The organism is Thiomicrorhabdus sp. Kp2 (assembly GCF_000478585.1).
In the GTDB taxonomy this organism is placed as follows: Bacteria; Pseudomonadota; Gammaproteobacteria; order Thiomicrospirales; family Thiomicrospiraceae; genus Thiomicrorhabdus.
Genome location: NZ_ARWI01000001.1, coordinates 531,928 through 549,248 on the forward strand (window position 1 = coordinate 531,928; position 17,321 = coordinate 549,248).

The 17,321-nt window shown below is 39.5% G+C and carries 19 protein-coding genes; 7 read left to right on the forward strand and 12 right to left on the reverse strand.

What is annotated here, in order from left to right:
* Positions 1-45: 45 nt before the first annotated feature.
* Together A379_RS02515 and A379_RS02520 are read left to right on the forward strand one after the other, a co-directional pair.
* Positions 46-1,296: an ammonium transporter gene (locus A379_RS02515; protein ID WP_040725497.1), complete on the forward strand. Its 1,251-nt coding sequence runs from the start codon at positions 46-48 to the stop codon at positions 1,294-1,296.
* Between the two features lie 124 nt (positions 1,297-1,420).
* Positions 1,421-1,879, forward strand: a complete 459-nt coding sequence (locus A379_RS02520) for a GNAT family N-acetyltransferase (protein WP_040725500.1) — start codon at positions 1,421-1,423, stop codon at positions 1,877-1,879.
* A gap of 80 nt (positions 1,880-1,959) precedes the next feature.
* Here A379_RS02520 and A379_RS02525 read toward each other — a convergent pair whose 3' ends face one another.
* The 11 genes from A379_RS02525 to purU all read right to left on the reverse strand — a co-directional run bounded on the left by A379_RS02525 (position 1,960) and on the right by purU (position 13,696).
* Positions 1,960-2,649: a type 1 glutamine amidotransferase gene (locus A379_RS02525; RefSeq protein ID WP_040725502.1), complete on the reverse strand. Its 690-nt coding sequence runs from the start codon at positions 2,647-2,649 to the stop codon at positions 1,960-1,962.
* Positions 2,650-2,779: 130 nt separating this feature from the next.
* Entirely contained in the window at positions 2,780-3,634 is an 855-nt protein-coding gene (folD, locus tag A379_RS02530) for a bifunctional methylenetetrahydrofolate dehydrogenase/methenyltetrahydrofolate cyclohydrolase FolD (RefSeq protein ID WP_040725503.1), read from the reverse strand.
* A 4-nt stretch (positions 3,635-3,638) separates the two neighbouring features.
* Positions 3,639-4,964 (reverse strand): FMN-binding glutamate synthase family protein, encoded by a 1,326-nt coding sequence (locus A379_RS02535; RefSeq protein ID WP_040725504.1) that lies wholly within the window; start codon positions 4,962-4,964, stop codon positions 3,639-3,641.
* A 47-nt stretch (positions 4,965-5,011) separates the two neighbouring features.
* Positions 5,012-5,689: a protein glxC gene (locus A379_RS02540; RefSeq protein WP_040725506.1), complete on the reverse strand. Its 678-nt coding sequence runs from the start codon at positions 5,687-5,689 to the stop codon at positions 5,012-5,014.
* A 30-nt stretch (positions 5,690-5,719) separates the two neighbouring features.
* Positions 5,720-6,619, reverse strand: a complete 900-nt coding sequence (locus tag A379_RS02545) for a glutamine amidotransferase family protein (protein ID WP_040725507.1) — start codon at positions 6,617-6,619, stop codon at positions 5,720-5,722.
* Between the two features lie 12 nt (positions 6,620-6,631).
* Complete coding sequence (gene glnT, locus A379_RS02550; RefSeq protein ID WP_040725509.1) at positions 6,632-7,966, reverse strand: type III glutamate--ammonia ligase; 1,335 nt, start codon at positions 7,964-7,966, stop codon at positions 6,632-6,634.
* 10 nt (positions 7,967-7,976) lie between these two features.
* On the reverse strand, positions 7,977-8,444 hold the full coding sequence (locus tag A379_RS02555; RefSeq protein ID WP_040725510.1) for a hypothetical protein: 468 nt from the start codon (positions 8,442-8,444) through the stop codon (positions 7,977-7,979).
* Positions 8,441-11,326: a glycine cleavage T C-terminal barrel domain-containing protein gene (locus A379_RS02560; RefSeq protein ID WP_040725511.1), complete on the reverse strand. Its 2,886-nt coding sequence runs from the start codon at positions 11,324-11,326 to the stop codon at positions 8,441-8,443. Before A379_RS02560 ends, A379_RS02555 begins: the two co-directional genes overlap by 4 nt.
* Positions 11,327-11,584, reverse strand: coding sequence for a sarcosine oxidase subunit delta (locus A379_RS02565; protein WP_040725513.1), 258 nt, complete (start codon positions 11,582-11,584; stop codon positions 11,327-11,329).
* A gap of 9 nt (positions 11,585-11,593) precedes the next feature.
* Positions 11,594-12,835 (reverse strand): FAD-dependent oxidoreductase, encoded by a 1,242-nt coding sequence (locus A379_RS02570; protein WP_040725514.1) that lies wholly within the window; start codon positions 12,833-12,835, stop codon positions 11,594-11,596.
* Positions 12,836-12,844: 9 nt separating this feature from the next.
* Positions 12,845-13,696: a formyltetrahydrofolate deformylase gene (gene purU, locus A379_RS02575; RefSeq protein ID WP_040725517.1), complete on the reverse strand. Its 852-nt coding sequence runs from the start codon at positions 13,694-13,696 to the stop codon at positions 12,845-12,847.
* 648 nt (positions 13,697-14,344) lie between these two features.
* Between purU and A379_RS02580 the strand changes: the two genes are divergently transcribed.
* Genes A379_RS02580 through A379_RS02600 form a run of 5 tightly spaced genes read left to right on the forward strand, consistent with a single transcriptional unit; the run spans position 14,345 to position 16,807 of the window.
* Positions 14,345-15,340 carry an alpha/beta fold hydrolase gene (locus A379_RS02580; protein ID WP_040725520.1) on the forward strand — a complete coding sequence of 332 codons (996 nt, stop codon included), beginning with the start codon at positions 14,345-14,347 and terminating at the stop codon, positions 15,338-15,340.
* Positions 15,327-15,545 carry a TIGR02450 family Trp-rich protein gene (locus tag A379_RS02585; RefSeq protein ID WP_040725522.1) on the forward strand — a complete coding sequence of 73 codons (219 nt, stop codon included), beginning with the start codon at positions 15,327-15,329 and terminating at the stop codon, positions 15,543-15,545. The genes A379_RS02580 and A379_RS02585 overlap by 14 nt, the downstream gene beginning before the upstream one ends.
* Positions 15,545-15,820, forward strand: a complete 276-nt coding sequence (locus A379_RS02590) for a CPXCG motif-containing cysteine-rich protein (RefSeq protein WP_232744805.1) — start codon at positions 15,545-15,547, stop codon at positions 15,818-15,820. The genes A379_RS02585 and A379_RS02590 overlap by 1 nt, the downstream gene beginning before the upstream one ends.
* A complete protein-coding gene (gene pdxH, locus A379_RS02595; protein ID WP_040725523.1) occupies positions 15,813-16,490 on the forward strand; it encodes a pyridoxamine 5'-phosphate oxidase in 678 nt (225 codons plus the stop codon). Before A379_RS02590 ends, pdxH begins: the two co-directional genes overlap by 8 nt.
* A 32-nt stretch (positions 16,491-16,522) precedes the next feature.
* Positions 16,523-16,807 (forward strand): TIGR03643 family protein, encoded by a 285-nt coding sequence (locus tag A379_RS02600; RefSeq protein WP_040725525.1) that lies wholly within the window; start codon positions 16,523-16,525, stop codon positions 16,805-16,807.
* Between the two features lie 67 nt (positions 16,808-16,874).
* Here the strand turns inward: A379_RS02600 and A379_RS02605 are convergent, their stop codons facing one another.
* Complete coding sequence (locus tag A379_RS02605; protein WP_040725526.1) at positions 16,875-17,306, reverse strand: hypothetical protein; 432 nt, start codon at positions 17,304-17,306, stop codon at positions 16,875-16,877.
* Positions 17,307-17,321 lie beyond the last annotated feature (15 nt).

Below are 17,321 nucleotides of genomic sequence, written 5' to 3' on the forward strand. Positions count from 1 at the left end.
TTCTCATGCAAAGGCCTTCTTATCGTTTTTTAAATGGAGTAGATTATGGAAGGAAATTATTTACAACTATCCTATGCTTTGGATACGTTTTATTTTTTAATGAGTGCTGTGCTCGTCATGTGGATGGCCGCTGGTTTTGCGATGTTAGAGGCTGGCTTAGTTCGAAGTAAAAACACAGTCGAAATCTTAACTAAAAATGCTTTGTTATATAGTGTCGCTTGTACGATGTATTTAATCGTTGGTTATAACGTCATGTACCCTGGCGATCCAATCAGTGCTTACTTACCAAACCTTAGCTTTTTATTAGGTATGGATAATACGGTTGAAGCGGTTATTGCTGGTGGCGATGATGCACCGTACTATTCAACCATGTCTGATTTTATTTTCCAGGCTGTGTTTGCTGCTGCCACCATGTCAATTGTGTCTGGTGCCATTGCTGAGCGAATGAAACTTTGGCCATTTTTGGTTTTTGCAGTGGTTATGACTGCATTTATTTATCCTGTTGAAGGTTACTGGAAATGGGGTGGCGGTTGGTTAGACCAACTTGGCTTCCAAGACTTTGCAGGTTCTGTTGTGGTTCATATGGCGGGTGCTGCTGCAGCCTTAGCCGCTGTGATTATGGTTGGTGCTCGTAAAGGAAAATATGGTCCAAATGGTGAAGTTCACCCTATTCCTGGTGCAAACCTACCGATGGCAACATTGGGTATGTTCATTCTTTGGATGGGTTGGTTTGGATTCAACGGTGGTTCAGAGCTTATGGTTTCAAACGTTGACGAAGCAAATGCAGTTGCTGCAATCTTTGTTAACACCAATGCGGCGGCTGCTGCAGGTATGATTGCTGCTGCATTACTGAGTAAGTTCATGTTTGGTAAAACGGATTTAACTATGGTTTTAAACGGTGCTTTAGCTGGTTTAGTATCCATTACGGCTGAACCACTTGCGCCAACACCAGGCCTGGCAATGTTAATTGGCGCTGTTGGTGGTGTCATTGTTGTTTTATCCGTTATTGCTCTAGACAAGCTAAAACTTGATGATCCTGTGGGTGCAATCTCTGTTCACGGTACTGCTGGTATCTGGGGTATTTTTGCAGTATTGTTCAGTAACTCTGATGCTACCTTTATGGGTCAGTTAATTGGTACTGTGGCAACCTTTGCTTGGATGTTCCTTGCTTCAATCATTGTTTTATTCATTATTGATAAAACAATGGGTCTTCGTCCTACTGAAGAAGAAGAACTTGAAGGTATGGATGTTAAAGAGTGTGGTATGGAAGCGTACCCAGAGTTTGACCACAAGTAATTAATCAAAATTTAACGCTTCTTTTTAAAAGCCTTAAATTTAAAACCGCAGTTAATCCTGCGGTTTTTTTATGTCTGCTGTTGGCTCTTTACTTAAAACTACCCAACAATATAGGTGAAATATTATGAAACAAATTACATACTCTACACGCCAGGCAAAACTCTCTGATTTAGCGTCTTTAATCAATCTGCTAGAGATACTTTTTAGTATTGAAGAAGATTTTGAGTTCAACCCTTCTCATCATAAAAAAGCGCTCACCAATATCATTACCAATATTGATTGCTGTTGCATGGTGGCCACCAACACTGAGAAGGAAGTAATAGGAATGTGTTGTGCCCAATGGGTGTACTCTACCGCGAGTGGGCAAAAATCTGCTTGGCTAGAAGATATGGTGATTGCACCTCAACACCAAAATAGAGGGATTGGTAAACAATTGATTGAAGCGACCCAAAATTGGGCGTTAAAACAGGGTTGTAATCGAATTCAGTTGGTATATGACTTAGCTAATCAACCTGCGATTGAATTTTATAAAAAAGGGAATTTTAATCAAACTCAGCTGGGTGTTTTTAGCAAACCTTTATAGGGTTTTTAGTTATAGTTTTTTTAGCTCTATTTTTTTAGTTTACAGCTTCTTAGATAAATAATAGCCCAGTTGAAGGCTAATTAATTTTTAGTCGTAATAAACTCAAGCATTTTTTCAAGTTGAATTTGTGCCTGTGCAATTTTTTCTTCTGCACCTGTAAGCATTTGTTCTGGCGTTTGTACAAAATCGCCTTGAGTCATCTGTTCACCAATTTCATCTATCCAGTCTTGAATGATTTCAGCTGTCACTTCTGGATGACATTGCAAGCCAATCACTTTATCACCATACTGAAAACCTTGATTTTGACAGGCCTGGCTTTTAATTAATGGTTCTGCGCCCTTTGGTAAAGCAAAGGTTTCACTATGCCAGTTGAAGATGGGTATTTGATTAGGAAACTGAAATAAATTTTTATTTGAAGTATTGTTAGAAACCGTATGCCAGCCAATTTCAGTTTCTCTATTTAAGGTTACAGCCGCACCCAAAGCATTAGCAATAAGTTGCCCGCCTAAACAAAGACCTAAAATTGGCATATTTAACGAGAGTGCTTCTTTAACAAATTGTTTCTCAGGAACCAACCAGGGATATATCTGCTCATCATTTACACTCATTGGACCGCCCAATAAAACAATTAAATCAAATGCTTTAGGGTCTGGAAAAACCGCTGATTCGTATAAATTAAGATAGACAATTTCAGCCTGTTTTCTTTGCAGCCAAGCGGCCATATTCCCCTCTCTTTCAAAAGGGGCATGTTTAACAATTAAAACCTTCACAAACTCGCCTTATTTTTCATAAATTTTATAGCTAAACGCAGAAAAGCCGCATTCAAAATGAAATACAGCTTATTAAAAAACGACACAAATTGGTAATAACCAACGACAAACAGCGTAGATTTACTTGAGTTTACCCTCCTTGACGTCGTTCACATGATTTAAGAGTGTTTTCCAGCAAAGTGGCGATAGTCATTGGACCAACACCTCCAGGAACAGGCGTAACATACCCTGCTACATTCATCGCATTTTTATCCACATCGCCCATTAAAGAACCATCCTCTAAACGATTGATACCCACATCTAAGACAATGGCACCTGGTTTAATCCAATCTGCTGGAATAAAATTAGGCTTACCCACTGCGGTCACTAAAATATCAGCCATGCCTACATGCACTTTTAAATCTTCTGTAAAACGATGACAAACCGTGGTGGTCGCCCCCGCTAACAAAAGCTCTAATGACATAGGTCGCCCTACAATATTAGAAGCACCAACAATCACCGCATGTTTACCTTTAGCAGACAAGCCGTAATGGTTTAATAAACTCATACAGCCAAATGGCGTACAAGGTCTTAAAGTTGGCATACGTACGGTTAAGCGTCCAATATTATAGGGATGAAAACCATCCACATCTTTATCAGGGTGTATGGCTTCAATCACAGTTTCCGTGTCAATATGATCTGGTAGTGGTAATTGAACCAATATGCCATCAATAGAAGAATCTTCATTTAATTGGCTAATTAAATCCAATAACTCTGTTTGGGTTGCGGTATTTGGCCAATGCCAAGCCTTAGAGACCAAGCCTGCTTGTTCACAGGCACGCTTTTTACTGTTTACATAAACAGCAGAAGCGGGATCTTCTCCAATTAAAATTACCGCTAATCCAGGCGCTCTTAACCCCTGAGACTTGCGCATTTCAACTAAATTTTTAACCTTTTCTCTAATCGACTTAGCAACCAATTTACCGTCAATAATTTGTGCAGACATAATCTTATGAATACCCTTTTTTACCTGGAATCCAATCTGTACCTGCTAAAGGAACACCTGCCATAGCCGCCGCTTCAACATTTAAGGCAACCAAATCTTCAGGCTCAAGATTGTGCAAATGAGATTTACCACACGCTCTCGCTAGAGTTTGAGCTTCTAAGGTTAATACGTGTAAATAATTGGCTAAACGACGTCCAGCATCTTCAGGATCTAAACGTGCAGCTAAATCTTCATCTTGGGTTGAGATACCCGCTGGGCATTTACCTTCATGATAGTCATCGTAATAACCCGCTGCAGAACCAATTTTTTTGTATTCTTCATCCCATTTAGGGTGGTTACAGCCCAACGCAACCAGCGCGGCTGTACCAATAGCTACTGCATCAGCGCCCAATGCCATACACTTAGCGACATCGGCACCACTACGAATACCACCCGAAACAATTAACTGTACTTTACGGTGCATACCCATCTCTTGCAATGCACGTACCGCTTGTGGCAGTGCAGCCATAGTTGGGATACCAACGTGTTCAATAAATACGTCTTGGGTTGCTGCTGTACCACCTTGCATACCATCTAATACAATGACATCTGCCCCAGCTTTTACCGCAAGTTTTACATCATAATAAGTACGCGTTGCACCAATCTTGATGTAAATAGGTACCTCCCAATCGGTGATTTCACGCAATTCTTGAATTTTAATGGCTAAGTCATCTGGTCCAGTCCAGTCAGGGTGACGACAAGCACTACGTTGGTCAATCCCTTTTGGTAGGTTACGCATATAAGCGACTCGGTCAGAAATCTTTTGACCTAATAACATACCACCACCACCTGGTTTTGCGCCTTGTCCAAGTACCACCTCAATGGCATCCGCTTTTCTTAAGTCATCAGGATTCATGCCGTAACGAGAAGGTAAATACTGATACACAAGCGTTTTTGATGTTTTACGCTCTTCAGGTGTCATACCACCATCACCTGATGTGGTTGACGTACCTGCAATGTTTGCTCCGCGACCTAATGCTTCTTTAGCATTAGCCGATAGAGCACCAAAACTCATACCTGCAATGGTTACAACCGTATCTAATTTGATTGGCTTTTTAGCAAAACGGGTTCCTAAAGTGACATCCGTTCCACATTTTTCACGATACCCTTCTAGTGGGTAGCGTGACATACTTGCACCTAAAAACAGTAAATCATCAAAATGCGGTACTTTTCTTTTAGCACCAAAACCACGAATATCATAAATCCCTGTATCTGCGGCACGTTGAATTTCATTAATCACATCTCGGCTAAAGGTGGCCGATTCTCTCAAACCTGGTTGTTTATCAGTCATGATAGACTCCTTATTCTTTGTATTTAGTTTGCCACTTGGTTTGCTAATTAGTACGCCGAGGCATTATCAACTTTAAAAGTATAGAGCTGACGAGCAGATCCATAACGAGTAAAGTCTTCAGGCTTATCATCAAAACCTGCTTCAGTTAATAAGGCTTGCAGTTCTTCAATATGCTCTGCACGCATCTCTTTTTGAATGCAGTCAGCACCTAGAGAAGCCACTTTACCTTTTACATATAGATGCGCTTCATAAAGCGAGTCACCCAAGGCTTCACCTGCATCACCACAAACGACCATGCAACCAGACTGCCCCATAAAAGCACTCATATGGCCAACAGAACCTTTCACAACAATATTGACACCTTTCATGGAAATTCCACATCGCGCTGCGGCATCACCTTCTACAACCAATAACCCACCATGTGCTGTTGCAGCGGCTGATTGACTTGCGTTACCTTTTACATGAACCTTTCCTGACATCATGTTTTCTGCTACACCTTGACCAACGTTACCGTTAATCGTTACATTAGCAAGTTGGTTCATACCTGCGCAGTAGTAACCTGCATGACCATTCATCTCAACATTAACGGGAACATTAAGCCCAACACATAAATTGTGATCACCACTAATACCTTCAACTACAACCGATTCAGTAGACGATTCAGGCAGGTTATGAAGTGCTTGATTTAACTCTCTAACACTCTGTTCTTTTAGATTGAATTTCATAATATTTCCTTTAACTTAAACCCTAAATGTTTACTCTTTACCCCAGTAATACACTCTGCCTGGATCAGGCTCCCAAAGTTTGGCATTTTCAATACCTGGTAACGTTGCTAAAGCATGGTATTCAGATGCCATTGCAACGTAATCATCCGTTTCTGCAATAATCGCTGGCTTACAAGCAATAGGGTCTCTAACAACTGCAAAACCGTCTTTAGTACCAACCGTAAAGGTAAAGAAACCGTCTAAATCATCAATGGCGCTCTCTAATGCTTGCTCAACCGTGTCGCCTTCTTGCAACCTCCAAGTTAGGTATCCTGCCGCGACTTCAGAGTCATTTTCTGTTTCAAACGTAATGCCTTTGGCTTTTAACTCTTCTCTTAAACGATTGTGGTTTGAAAGTGAGCCGTTATGCACTAAACATAAATCCATACCCGTGGTAAAAGGGTGAGAGCCTTCCATGCTTACCCCACTTTCGGTTGCCATACGGGTATGACCAATAATGTGAGAACCTTTCATGCCTTTTAAGTTAAATTTGTTAACAATTTCTTCTGGCAGACCAATAGATTTAAGAATTTCAATGGATAAACCCATACTCATAATTTTGACGTCTGGAGCATATTCGCTAATAGCTTCTCTCACTAAAGACTCGTCGCCTTTCATCTTAAATACAGCGGCATTAGCATTATGCAAAACAGAAACGGCAGTACTAAAATCTTCTTCCAAATGCCCAGCTAAATTGTGCCAAGGGTAGTCTTCATCTTCATGTTGAAGTGTGATTTTCACCATACCTTGTTCAACTTCATCACCATAAATAGCAAATCCTGCGCTATCTGGACCACGGTCAGTCATGGCAATTAACATGGGTTCGAACAGTTCACCTAGTTGATTTTCCATGCTTTTATTTTTAAGGTATAAACCTACAATTCCGCACATAATTTTTTCTCCTTAAAAGAATTCCACATAACGGTTAATTTCCCAATCTGAAACATGTCTTTGGTATTCAATCCATTCCATGCGTTTTATATCTATAAATTCTTTAACAAACTCTTCACCAAACTGCTCATGAAACACGGTGCTGTTTTCTAGAGCAGTTACCGCTTCACCTAATGATTGAGGTAAGGTTTCAATCCCTAAATCGGCAAGTTCTTCTAATGACAATGCGTAGTGATTGATGTTTTTAGGTGTACCTGGATCTAACTTTTTCTCTATTCCATCTAATCCAGCGGCAATAATGGCGGCGGTGACTAAATAGCTGTTTGAACTAGAATCAGGAAGTCTGAACTCTAAACGACCTTTTGGAATACGTACCATGGCCGTTCGATTGTTATCACCGTAACTAATAAACGCAGGTGCCCATGTAGCTCCAGATAGAGAGCGACCAACAACCAATCTTTTATATGAGTTAACGGTAGGCGCTGAAAAGGCGCACAATGCTTTAGCATGGTGAATAAGCCCACCCATAAAGTGATAAGCCATTTCAGATAAGCCAAGATGATTTTTATCGCTATTATCAGCAAATAAGTTAGTACCGTTCTCATCGGTCATAGATAGGTGGTAGTGAAAACCATTACCTGTTCTTGTTGAGCTTGGTTTAGGCATAAATGAACAGGTCATACCCATATCATTGGCAATTTCGCTACCTGCCATTTTTACAAAGGTAATTCGGTCAGCTGATGTTTTGGCATCGGTATAGGTGTAGTTAATTTCAAACTGGCCGTTGGCATCTTCATGGTCAATTTGGTAAACATCAAAACCAACCTGTTGTAATGAATCCACAAACTTGTCTAAAAACTGACGTGAACGAGACATACCTTTGTAGTCATAACATGGTTTTTCTAAGGTATCTGATTCATCAAATGGAATCATTTGCCCTGTTTCGTCTTTTTTTAATAAGTTAAATTCAGGTTCAATACCCGTATTAAGAGTCCAGCCTTTAGCACTTAATCGTTCAATTTGTTTCAACATTATATGGCGTGAATCAAAAGCATAAGGCTCGCCATTTACATGACCTGTACAAGCAACTCGAGCGTAACCAGGTTGCCAAGGCACTAGCGATAATGTGCTTAAATCAGCTTTAGCAATATAATCACTTTGATGAGGTTCTAGGCCTAATCCCCAAACCGCAAAGCCTGCAAAACCCGCACCACTATTTACAATGTCTTCTAGACAATGAACAGGAACTGATTTGGTTTTAGCCACACCATGAATATCAACAAATTGCGCCAAAATAAATTTAACGTCATTCTCTTTAAGTAATTTTTTTGCTTCTTCTAAAGTCATTTGGGCACTCCTAATTTAAAAATGGGGATGTATGGATCTGTTTTTCTAAGGTTTCAATAAAATACTCACCATAAGTTGGATCACACCCTATCGTGACGGGCTCTCCCTCTTGTGGTATCAGCATCCAGGCACCAACACCTGCTATTAAAACCATTACAAAATCACCAGGCCTGGCTTGTCTAAAATCAAATACACAGACTTCAGACATCAATTTGCGCCAATTACCTGATAAGTTAATCACCACATCCCCTCGTTGGAATGCATACTGTTGAGTTTCAAGTTGATCGTACGAAAAACTTGAAAGATTAATAAGAATCTCTTCTTGACCAAGATTTGCAACAAACTCACCGTTATTAAGATTGTGATATTTGAAGATTTCTGGGTTTGAGAGTTCAAGTTTTGAAATTAATTGAGATAAATTTTTACCTCGTAAAACCGTTAAATTTGGCAAAGTCTGCTTTTTTAGTTGAATGCTCACGCCACTTCTCCCTTAGGTAGTTCTGTTGGAGATTGCTTAGTACCTTTGGGATCATAAAACGGTAATGCAACCACCTTGGCCTTAATAAAATTACCGCTGGTGAGTTTGATATTGAGCACCGTATCTATTTCTGAAAACTCTAATGAAACATCCGCTAAACCAATGGTTTTATGTAACGTTGGGCTATAAGAGACACTGGTAATTCTGCCTGCCATTTCGCCTTGTTCAATAAACAGATTCGACTCAAGTGGTTTTTCAGTAACAGGTTCTTTTAGCAATTCAAAACCAACCAATTTACGTTTTTGTAAGTTCTTTAGCTTTTCTAAACTTGGCTTACCAATAAAGTAAGGTTTTTTGAGATGAACAGACCAAGACATAGCCGCTTCAAATGGGTTCATTAAACCATCGGTATCTTGACCAACAATAATGTGTCCTTTTTCAAGTCTAAGCATTCGCTGAGCTTCAACACCAAATGGCTTAATGTCAAAGTCTTGCCCTTTTTTCATGATTTCATCCCAAACCTCAGCGGCGTTTGCCGATTCAAGATGAATTTCATAACCCAGCTCACCCACAAAACCGACTCGAATAAGCGTGGCTTTATGTCCACAAACTTCAGTTTGTCGCATCGCTAAATAAGGGAATGCTTCATTGCTTAAATCTAAAGAAGTCAGTTGTGCCAAGATTCGTCGGCAATTTGGCCCTGCTAAGTTCATGGCAGCAAGTTGACCTGTGCGATTTAGTACAGTGACATCTAAGCCCCATTCAATAATTTTCATCTGAACAAGTCGGTAAGCGGCATCTGAACTACTGGTTGTGGTTGTGACATAGAAATGTTCTTCGCTGTAGCGAATCGCAACACCATCATCAGTAATCACACCCGTATCATCGACCATTACAGCGTAACGACTTGCCCCAATATTCATGTTTGACATACGCATGGTGTAAAGACGATCCATCAATTCAGCGGCATCTTTACCAAAGATTTCTAACTTACCTAATGTCGAAACATCAATCAGACCTACTGAATTTCTTACAGCATTGACCTCTGCATTTATACAGGCCTGTCTATCTGATTGGCTTTGGTAATATTCTGGTCTTAACCAATTACCCGCTTCCATAAATTTGGCATTGCTTGCAATATGTTGGCTATGCATGGCGGTTAGACGCTCTGGTCTAAAACGCATGCCCGCTAAATGGGAAACTGGAACGGGGTGAAACATAGGTCTTGCGGTTGTTGAACCCGCTTCATCAATGGTTCTGCCCGTTAATTTAGCCAAAATACGAATACCATTCATATTGCTGTGTTTGCCCTGACTTGGCCCCATTCCAATGGTAGAAAAACGTTTCATCAATTCAATATTGTCAAATCCTTGAGCAATGGTCGCTTTCAGGTCTTTAAACTGAACATCCTCATCAAAATCTACAAACGCTTTGCCTTTTGGATGATCCCAAATTGGATAAAAGTGTGAGTGAGCAATATTTGAAGTTAAATTTACAGCAGGTGTTAAGGTTTGATTTTTAACGTATTCAGCGGCATTTAAACCTGCTTGTTCGCCATCTTTTAATTGGTCTTCAATATCAAAAACCCCATTAATACGACCACAAGAGAATAGGCCTTCAGGTAATGATTTAGGTGTAAGTTGGTGCACTTTATCGTCATAAGAAAAACTACCGCCAGATTGATAAATGGGCGCACCAGCAGGTGCCCAACCCATACTCATTAACAAGCCGTCACAGTCGATAGAATGGTTTTTACTATTTACAGTAAATAAAACGCCATCTAAGGATTTTTTACCTAAAGCCTCAATATGTTCAATGTTTTTGTACACAGGGATGCCTGAGGCAACAACGGCATCACGCCATTCACCTTGTGATTCACCCGTATCTAACACCGCTAAAACAAGAATGCCTGCTTTATGTAGATCAAGCGCTGCTCGATAACCTTCAATGTTTGAGGTAAATACCACGGCTTTTTCACATGGCGCAACCGCATAACGTGCAATTAAACGCTGTGCAGCACTGGCATTCATAACACCAGGTAAATCGTTATTACGAAATACCGCAGGTTGTTCAAACACCCCCGTTGCTACTACGATTGATAAGGCCGATAGTTTGATTAAGCCCTCTTTTGTATTTACCGCTAACCACTTATCGCCATATACACCCGCCACATAAGAAGATGTGTGTACATCTATATTCGGCAGGCTCGCAATGGTCTCTTTTAAAACTTTTCTGTTTTCAGCTTGAGACTCTTCATTGGCATATTGATAATCTAAAGAACCGCCTATAAAAGCATTTTCATCTATCAAACAAACATCTAATCCTTGTTCAGCAGCTTTAATGGCAGCTTTCATGCCTGAAGGCCCTGCGCCAATCACAACCACATCACAATATTGATAACGTTTGTGTTTTCTCTGTTCTGTCCAGCGAGTATCGACATTACCTAACCCCGCCATGTGTCTAATTAAAGATTCCCATTTTGGAAATAAAAACTTAGGCGAATAAAAGGCTCGGTAATAAAAACCAACAGGTAGAAATTTAGCAATGAGTTCAACCAATGAACCTGCATCTTTATTTAGGTTTCCAAAGGTATTAACAGACAATAGACTTTGTTGGTCTGCCACTTCAACCACATCACCACGAATATTGACCTCATCAGAAGATTGATATAAGGCATTAATATCATGGTTAGCCATAGTTAAAACACCACGACGGCGATGATATTTAAAACTACGACCAAGCACTTTTGTATTATTTGCCCAAAGTGCACTGGTAATCACATCACCTTTAAAACCTATCACTTTTTGACCTTCTAACTGAAAGATGAATTCAGTACTTCTATCAATCCACTCTAAAGGCTGTTTTTTTAATCTAAGTTTCATTTAACAATCCTTTTTTGCAATACAGACGTTGCTAATAACGTCCGTTAGAGTATTTCTTTCAAAGAAAAACCACATGCCTGTTGAGCGGTGATACCACCACTCTTTTTGTAACTGAGGGTGACTATGTCGATAGAACACATGGTCTGCCCATGCCTTTTCAGTTAGATCTTCAAGCCCTGGTTCGTTTTTAACTAAGCCGCCATAAGTGAATTCACTTAAAGCTCTTCTTCCAATGGGTGGACACGTTATAAATTTCATACAATCTCCCTAATGACCGACCGAAGCCGCCCCTTTTTCGCCAACCAGTTGAAACTTTTCAAATCTATCCAGACTAAAAGGTTTGATTAACTCATGCGTTAGGTCTGTTGCGGCCGTATAAGCCATGGTTTTGCCACTAATTGGTGTGGCTTTAAACCCCCATGTTCCCCAACCACTATCTAAATAAAAGCCTTCAACATTGGTCTTACCCATAATGGGCGCAAAATCTGGGGTAATATCACTCATACCTGCCCACTGACGCATAATTTTTAAACGACTGGTAAACGGAAACAGATCCATCATTTGATCAGTTAACCCCTCAACAAAATCAAGCGTTGAACGGGTTGAATGTAGCTCTGCTGGATCAACCGATGCCCCCATAACCAATTCACCCCTTGAAGATTGGCTAACATAAACATGTAAACTGCCTGAGACCACAATGGTATTCATAAAGGGTTTAACTGGTTCGGTAACACAGGCCTGTAAAGGAAAGACTTCAATCGGTGTTTTAATGTCCAACATATTGGTAATGCGAGGCGATGAACCCGCCACCATAGAGATCACTTTTTTGGCTTTTACAAAACCTTTATTGGTCTCAACACCCACCACTTTACCTGCAAGGGTTTTAATGTCGGTCACTTGGGTTTTTTGGTGTATCTCAACACCACGCATTTGTGCACCACGTGCGTATCCCCAAGCTACGGCATCATGTCTTGCCACAGAACCTGGTGCGTGATACAGCGCCCCCATAACAGGATGTTGACCATTACACTCAATATCCATATAAGGAATATCTTTATGAATGGTTTCAGCATCAACCACTTCACTATCAATTCCGTGGTGTTTATTGACCTCAGAACGCCAGCGCATAGTTCTCATTGCACTATCGGTATGCGCCAAGGTGTAATGACCGCGAGTGGAATAAAAAATATTCAAATCAAAGTCTTCACTTAAATCATTAAATAATTTAAGACTTTCATCGTAGAATTTAACCCCTTCAGACGTTAGGTAATTTGAGCGAACAATCGTGGTATTTCGGCCTGTATTTCCGCCACCGATATAACCTTGCTCTAAAACCGCCACATTAGTAATGCCATGCTCTTTAGCCAAATAATAGGCACACGCCATTCCATGTCCACCACCACCAATAATGACAACGTCATACTCTTTTTCTAACGGTTTTTCTTCAGGAAAAAAACGCAATTCATCCTCTGGTTTTTTCCAAGCGTACTTTATTAATCTCAGTGGCATATCAAACTCCTAAGCAAATACAATTGTTTTATTACCACTTAAAAGAACGCGGTCTTCTAGGTGAAATTTTAGGCCACGAGCTAAAGCACTTTTTTCAACGTCTTTCCCTAGCATGACCATCTGTTCAGCTGACTCACTATGAGAGACACGTCGAACTTCTTGCTCAATAATTGGCCCAGCATCTAAGTCCTCAGTAACATAATGACAAGTAGCCCCGATTAATTTCACGCCACGATCAAATGCTTGGTGATAAGGTTTTGCACCAATGAAAGAGGGCAAGAAACTGTGATGAATATTGATGATTTGACCTGGATATTTTTGGCATAAGTCAGGCGGAATAATCTGCATGTACCTAGCCAAAACAATCGTATCGGCCTGGTAATGATTAACCCAGTTCACCACTTCTGAAAAGGCGTGAGGTTTGTTGTCTGGCGTTACTGGAATATGCACATAAGGTATTCCATGCCACTCTACAAGTTCTTTTAAGTCTGGATGATTTGAAATGACACAAGGAATCTCATAATCCATTTCACCTGATTTCCAACGATAAAGCAGATCATGTAGACAGTGGTCTTGCTTACTGACCATAATAATGACACGCTTCTTTTTCGCTCTCGAAGTCAGCGTCCAATCCATATCAAACTCTTTTGCGATTTTTACAAATTCCTCTCTAAATAACGCTTCTGGCATATTCAGATTTGAAATTTCATTACGCATAAAAAACATGCCTTGCTCAGTATCGGCATGATGACTTGCTTCATTTATCAAACAGTTTTTTTGGGCTAAAAAACTCGATACCTTAGACACAATTCCCGTTTTATCAGGGCAAGAAATCGTTAAAACAAACTGACCTTTGAACACTTTAGTTTCCTCTCATGAACTTTTATTTACAATAATACAGAATAACAAATTCATTTCAAGAACTTTTTATTCTTTTTATTAAACTAAATTGATTTTAAATACCCAAAAGACCATTCGAGCGATTCTGATTAGAGTTTTAATCAAGAAAACAGATTTAATATTTTTTTGAAAAGTTATCTTTAAGAGATTGATGAATACAAACCACTGAGTGAGACCCGTTATGATTAAAAGCTACGATTTATACATTAAGAATAGATTGCGATTTATATAAGACAATAAAAACTACATACAGATAATTCGGTAATTTTTTTAGAGCGTGCTTGCACCATGAATTGAATCTTGGCGTAGACAGTCAAGAGTTTGATTTGAAGCGAATTTAGAAAAATGATTTCCCAATTATTGTCGTCTAAGCAATCCCACCCTTAACACCTATACAAGATATAAAATATTTAACATTTTATTTGACAAAACTTATACAAAATAATAAAGTTAAATCGTGGTTATTGCTAACTAACCTCAACTATCGGGGGGTGAAAAAATAACAAGCATTACAACACTTGTTAAAAATTTAGCTTACAACTAAATTTTCGCTCTCCACTCTTTTTCTTGTCGCTTTAATGGCCACCATTCATCGAGTCACGGTTAAATATGAATCCATTTCTAATTGTGTTTTTGGGGTTGCTGCTCTTAGCAAATCAGAGTATTGCTTCATTTCATACACCCAAAATACTCCATGCTTCTGGTGGCTTTTTCTATCATGAAACTCTCCCTAATAGCCTTGCTAGCCAATATTCGAGTGTGACCATTCAACTTAGAACCTCAAATGAGAGAAAAAACAGTAAAAAAGCTATCTTTATACTGGGCGGAGGCCCAGGTTTTAGCAGTTGGAACCTTGAACCAATTCAGAAAAATATAGCCAATCTAGGTCATCCCGTTTATTTAATGGACATGCTCGGCATTGGAGAAAACAACTTTACCAGGCCTGGTAAAGTGCTTGAAAGCTGGGTTAAGCAAATTCACCAACTCAAGTCTGAAGTATCACCCAATCATCAAGTGATTTTGGTTGCCCACTCTTGGGGTGCATTAATGGCCATGCTTTACACCCGTAATTACAAGGATGATGTGGCCAAAATTATTTTATTAAACCCCGTTGATCCGCAAAAAAAGGCGATGGAAAATCTGACCGATGAAATCCATAACCGCAACAGCCAAGAGGTTGTGGTTCAATGGGATGATGAGCAGGCCTGGGAAAATCAAACCACAATAGCACAAGAGGATATTGAGCACATTACCTTGCGCCAAATTCAGCAGGTATTACCCACCTATTTTTTAGATTATGAACAAGGTAAAAAATACGCTGCACAATTTACTGTGAACGATTTTGACATAGACCTCAATATCCAGGCCTGGCAAGAGTATGACAGCAACCCTATTCAATTTTCTGAAATCCCCACCTGGCAGAAACCTATTCATTTTTTAGAGTGCAAACAAGACTATCTCATGCCATATAATCTAAATGCTATGCAACCTAATATAAAGTTAACCTCGGTTGATATCATTGACCAATGCGGGCATTTTCCGTGGCTTGAACAACCCCAAACATTCTATGAATTACTTGGTCACTACTTAAATGAACAAATTTAACCCTAAAAAATTACTGCTTTCTAAATGGACTGCACGGCAACCTAAAGAAAAAGAAAAACACTTTATCGTAGTAAAAATAGAATTTGATGAAACTAAAACAGATGTTTTAAGCTGTACACTAGAAGCGCTAATGACCAAAAAACGGTATAAGACCTATCCAGAAGAATTACAAAACAACCAGGCCTGGTTACAGGGGTGGAAATAGTGACAAATCAAAATACGTTTGAACCCAATCAAGATGATGATAGTGAAAATTCTAATTTTGAGCACGCTAACCTAGAGCTTGAAAGCAGACAAATGCAGTGTCCTTATTGCTGGGAGACTTTTGAATGGGTTTGTGATGACTCTGATGAATCTACAGAAATGATTGAGGATTGCCCCGTTTGTTGCCGTCCTATCCATTTTAAAAAAAGCGATTCATTTGAATTTGGTGAACAATCACACTGGGAAGCCCTTAGCGAGGACGACTTTTATGAGTAAGACATTTAAAGATTTAGCTGACATGCGCCAAAGCTACCAAAAAGGTGGCTTAAACGAAGACGCCGTATGCAAAAGTCCAATTGAACAATTTGACCAATGGTTTGAAGAAGCCAAAAAAGCCGATTTAACCGAACCTAATGCCATGATATTGGCAACCGTTAGTCCTGAACTTCAACCTAGCACGCGTACCGTTTTGCTTAAATATTTTGATGAAAGTGGCTTTGTATTTTTTACCAACTTCAAAAGTGAAAAAGCACGGCATATAGAAAACAATCCCAATGTAAGCCTGCAGTTTTTGTGGTTAGATTTAGAACGCCAAATTCGTATAGAAGGTCAAGCCGAGAAAATATCGACAGCCGAATCGCTCACCTATTTTAGCCGCCGCCCGAAAGGGAGCCAAATTGGCGCTTGGGTGAGTCATCAAAGTGAAATCATCTCCTCTAAATCTTTGCTTAAAGCACAATATGAAAAGCTAATGGCAAAGTTTAAAGAGGGCGATGTACCCTTCCCTGATTTTTGGGGTGGCTATAAAATTAAACCCAATAAAATAGAATTTTGGCAAGGTGGCGAAAATCGTCTACATGACCGAATTGTTTATGAGTTAGAGCAAACTCAACACACACAACAAGAAAGTTTACAGGCCTGGTCAATTAAAAGACTCGCTCCTTAATCAATCCAATTAACGTAATAAGACAGCATTCTATGAGTGAAAAAATACACCACTTTTTGGACTTTTCAGATGAAGATGTTAGCCGAATCATTGAGATGGCTTGGGAAGACAGAACCCCGTTTGAAGCGATTGAATCGAACTATGGTTTAGCTGAACACCAGGTAATTAAATTAATGCGCCAAAACCTAAAACAAAAAACTTTTAAGGTATGGCGCACACGTGTTTCTGGCAGAAAAACTAAACACCAACATTTAAGAGATAAAAACGTACTTAGACATCACTGTAAAACACAGTACAAAGTGCGCTCGGGCTGGTAATTACTTATAGAAACTTCAACTTAAAAGAGAATTAAACCTGCACAACCCAAATATTGATGAGTAGAGTTCATGGTTTGGCAACACCGAACAGCTGTTTTTGGGCTTCTTTCCAAAATTTAAAAAAGCCAAAAGGTATATTTTGATCATAAACAATGAACTGATTTTGTTGTAATGGCTCTACAAACTTCCAGCGCTGGTAATTAAATACCGGGTTTTCTGGAGTAAAAATTTGTGTATTAGGTTCTTCACGATAAATTTGCTTTAAAACCGCGTTGGTTTCACCTTTTATCACCACCATATTCTTCGATTTAAAATCGGTTAAACATTGCCAAATAAAGTACATACGCTGCTTTGAGAAAAACTGACTTTTAAAGTACGTTTCATCCCAAATAAACAATACCGCCTCGTAATCCTCAACATGTTCAAAAATTTTATGATTAGGATTAAGGTGGTTGTAATGTAACCAGATCCATTTTTTGGCTTTTAATTTTGTACTCATAGCAAAACTCTCATT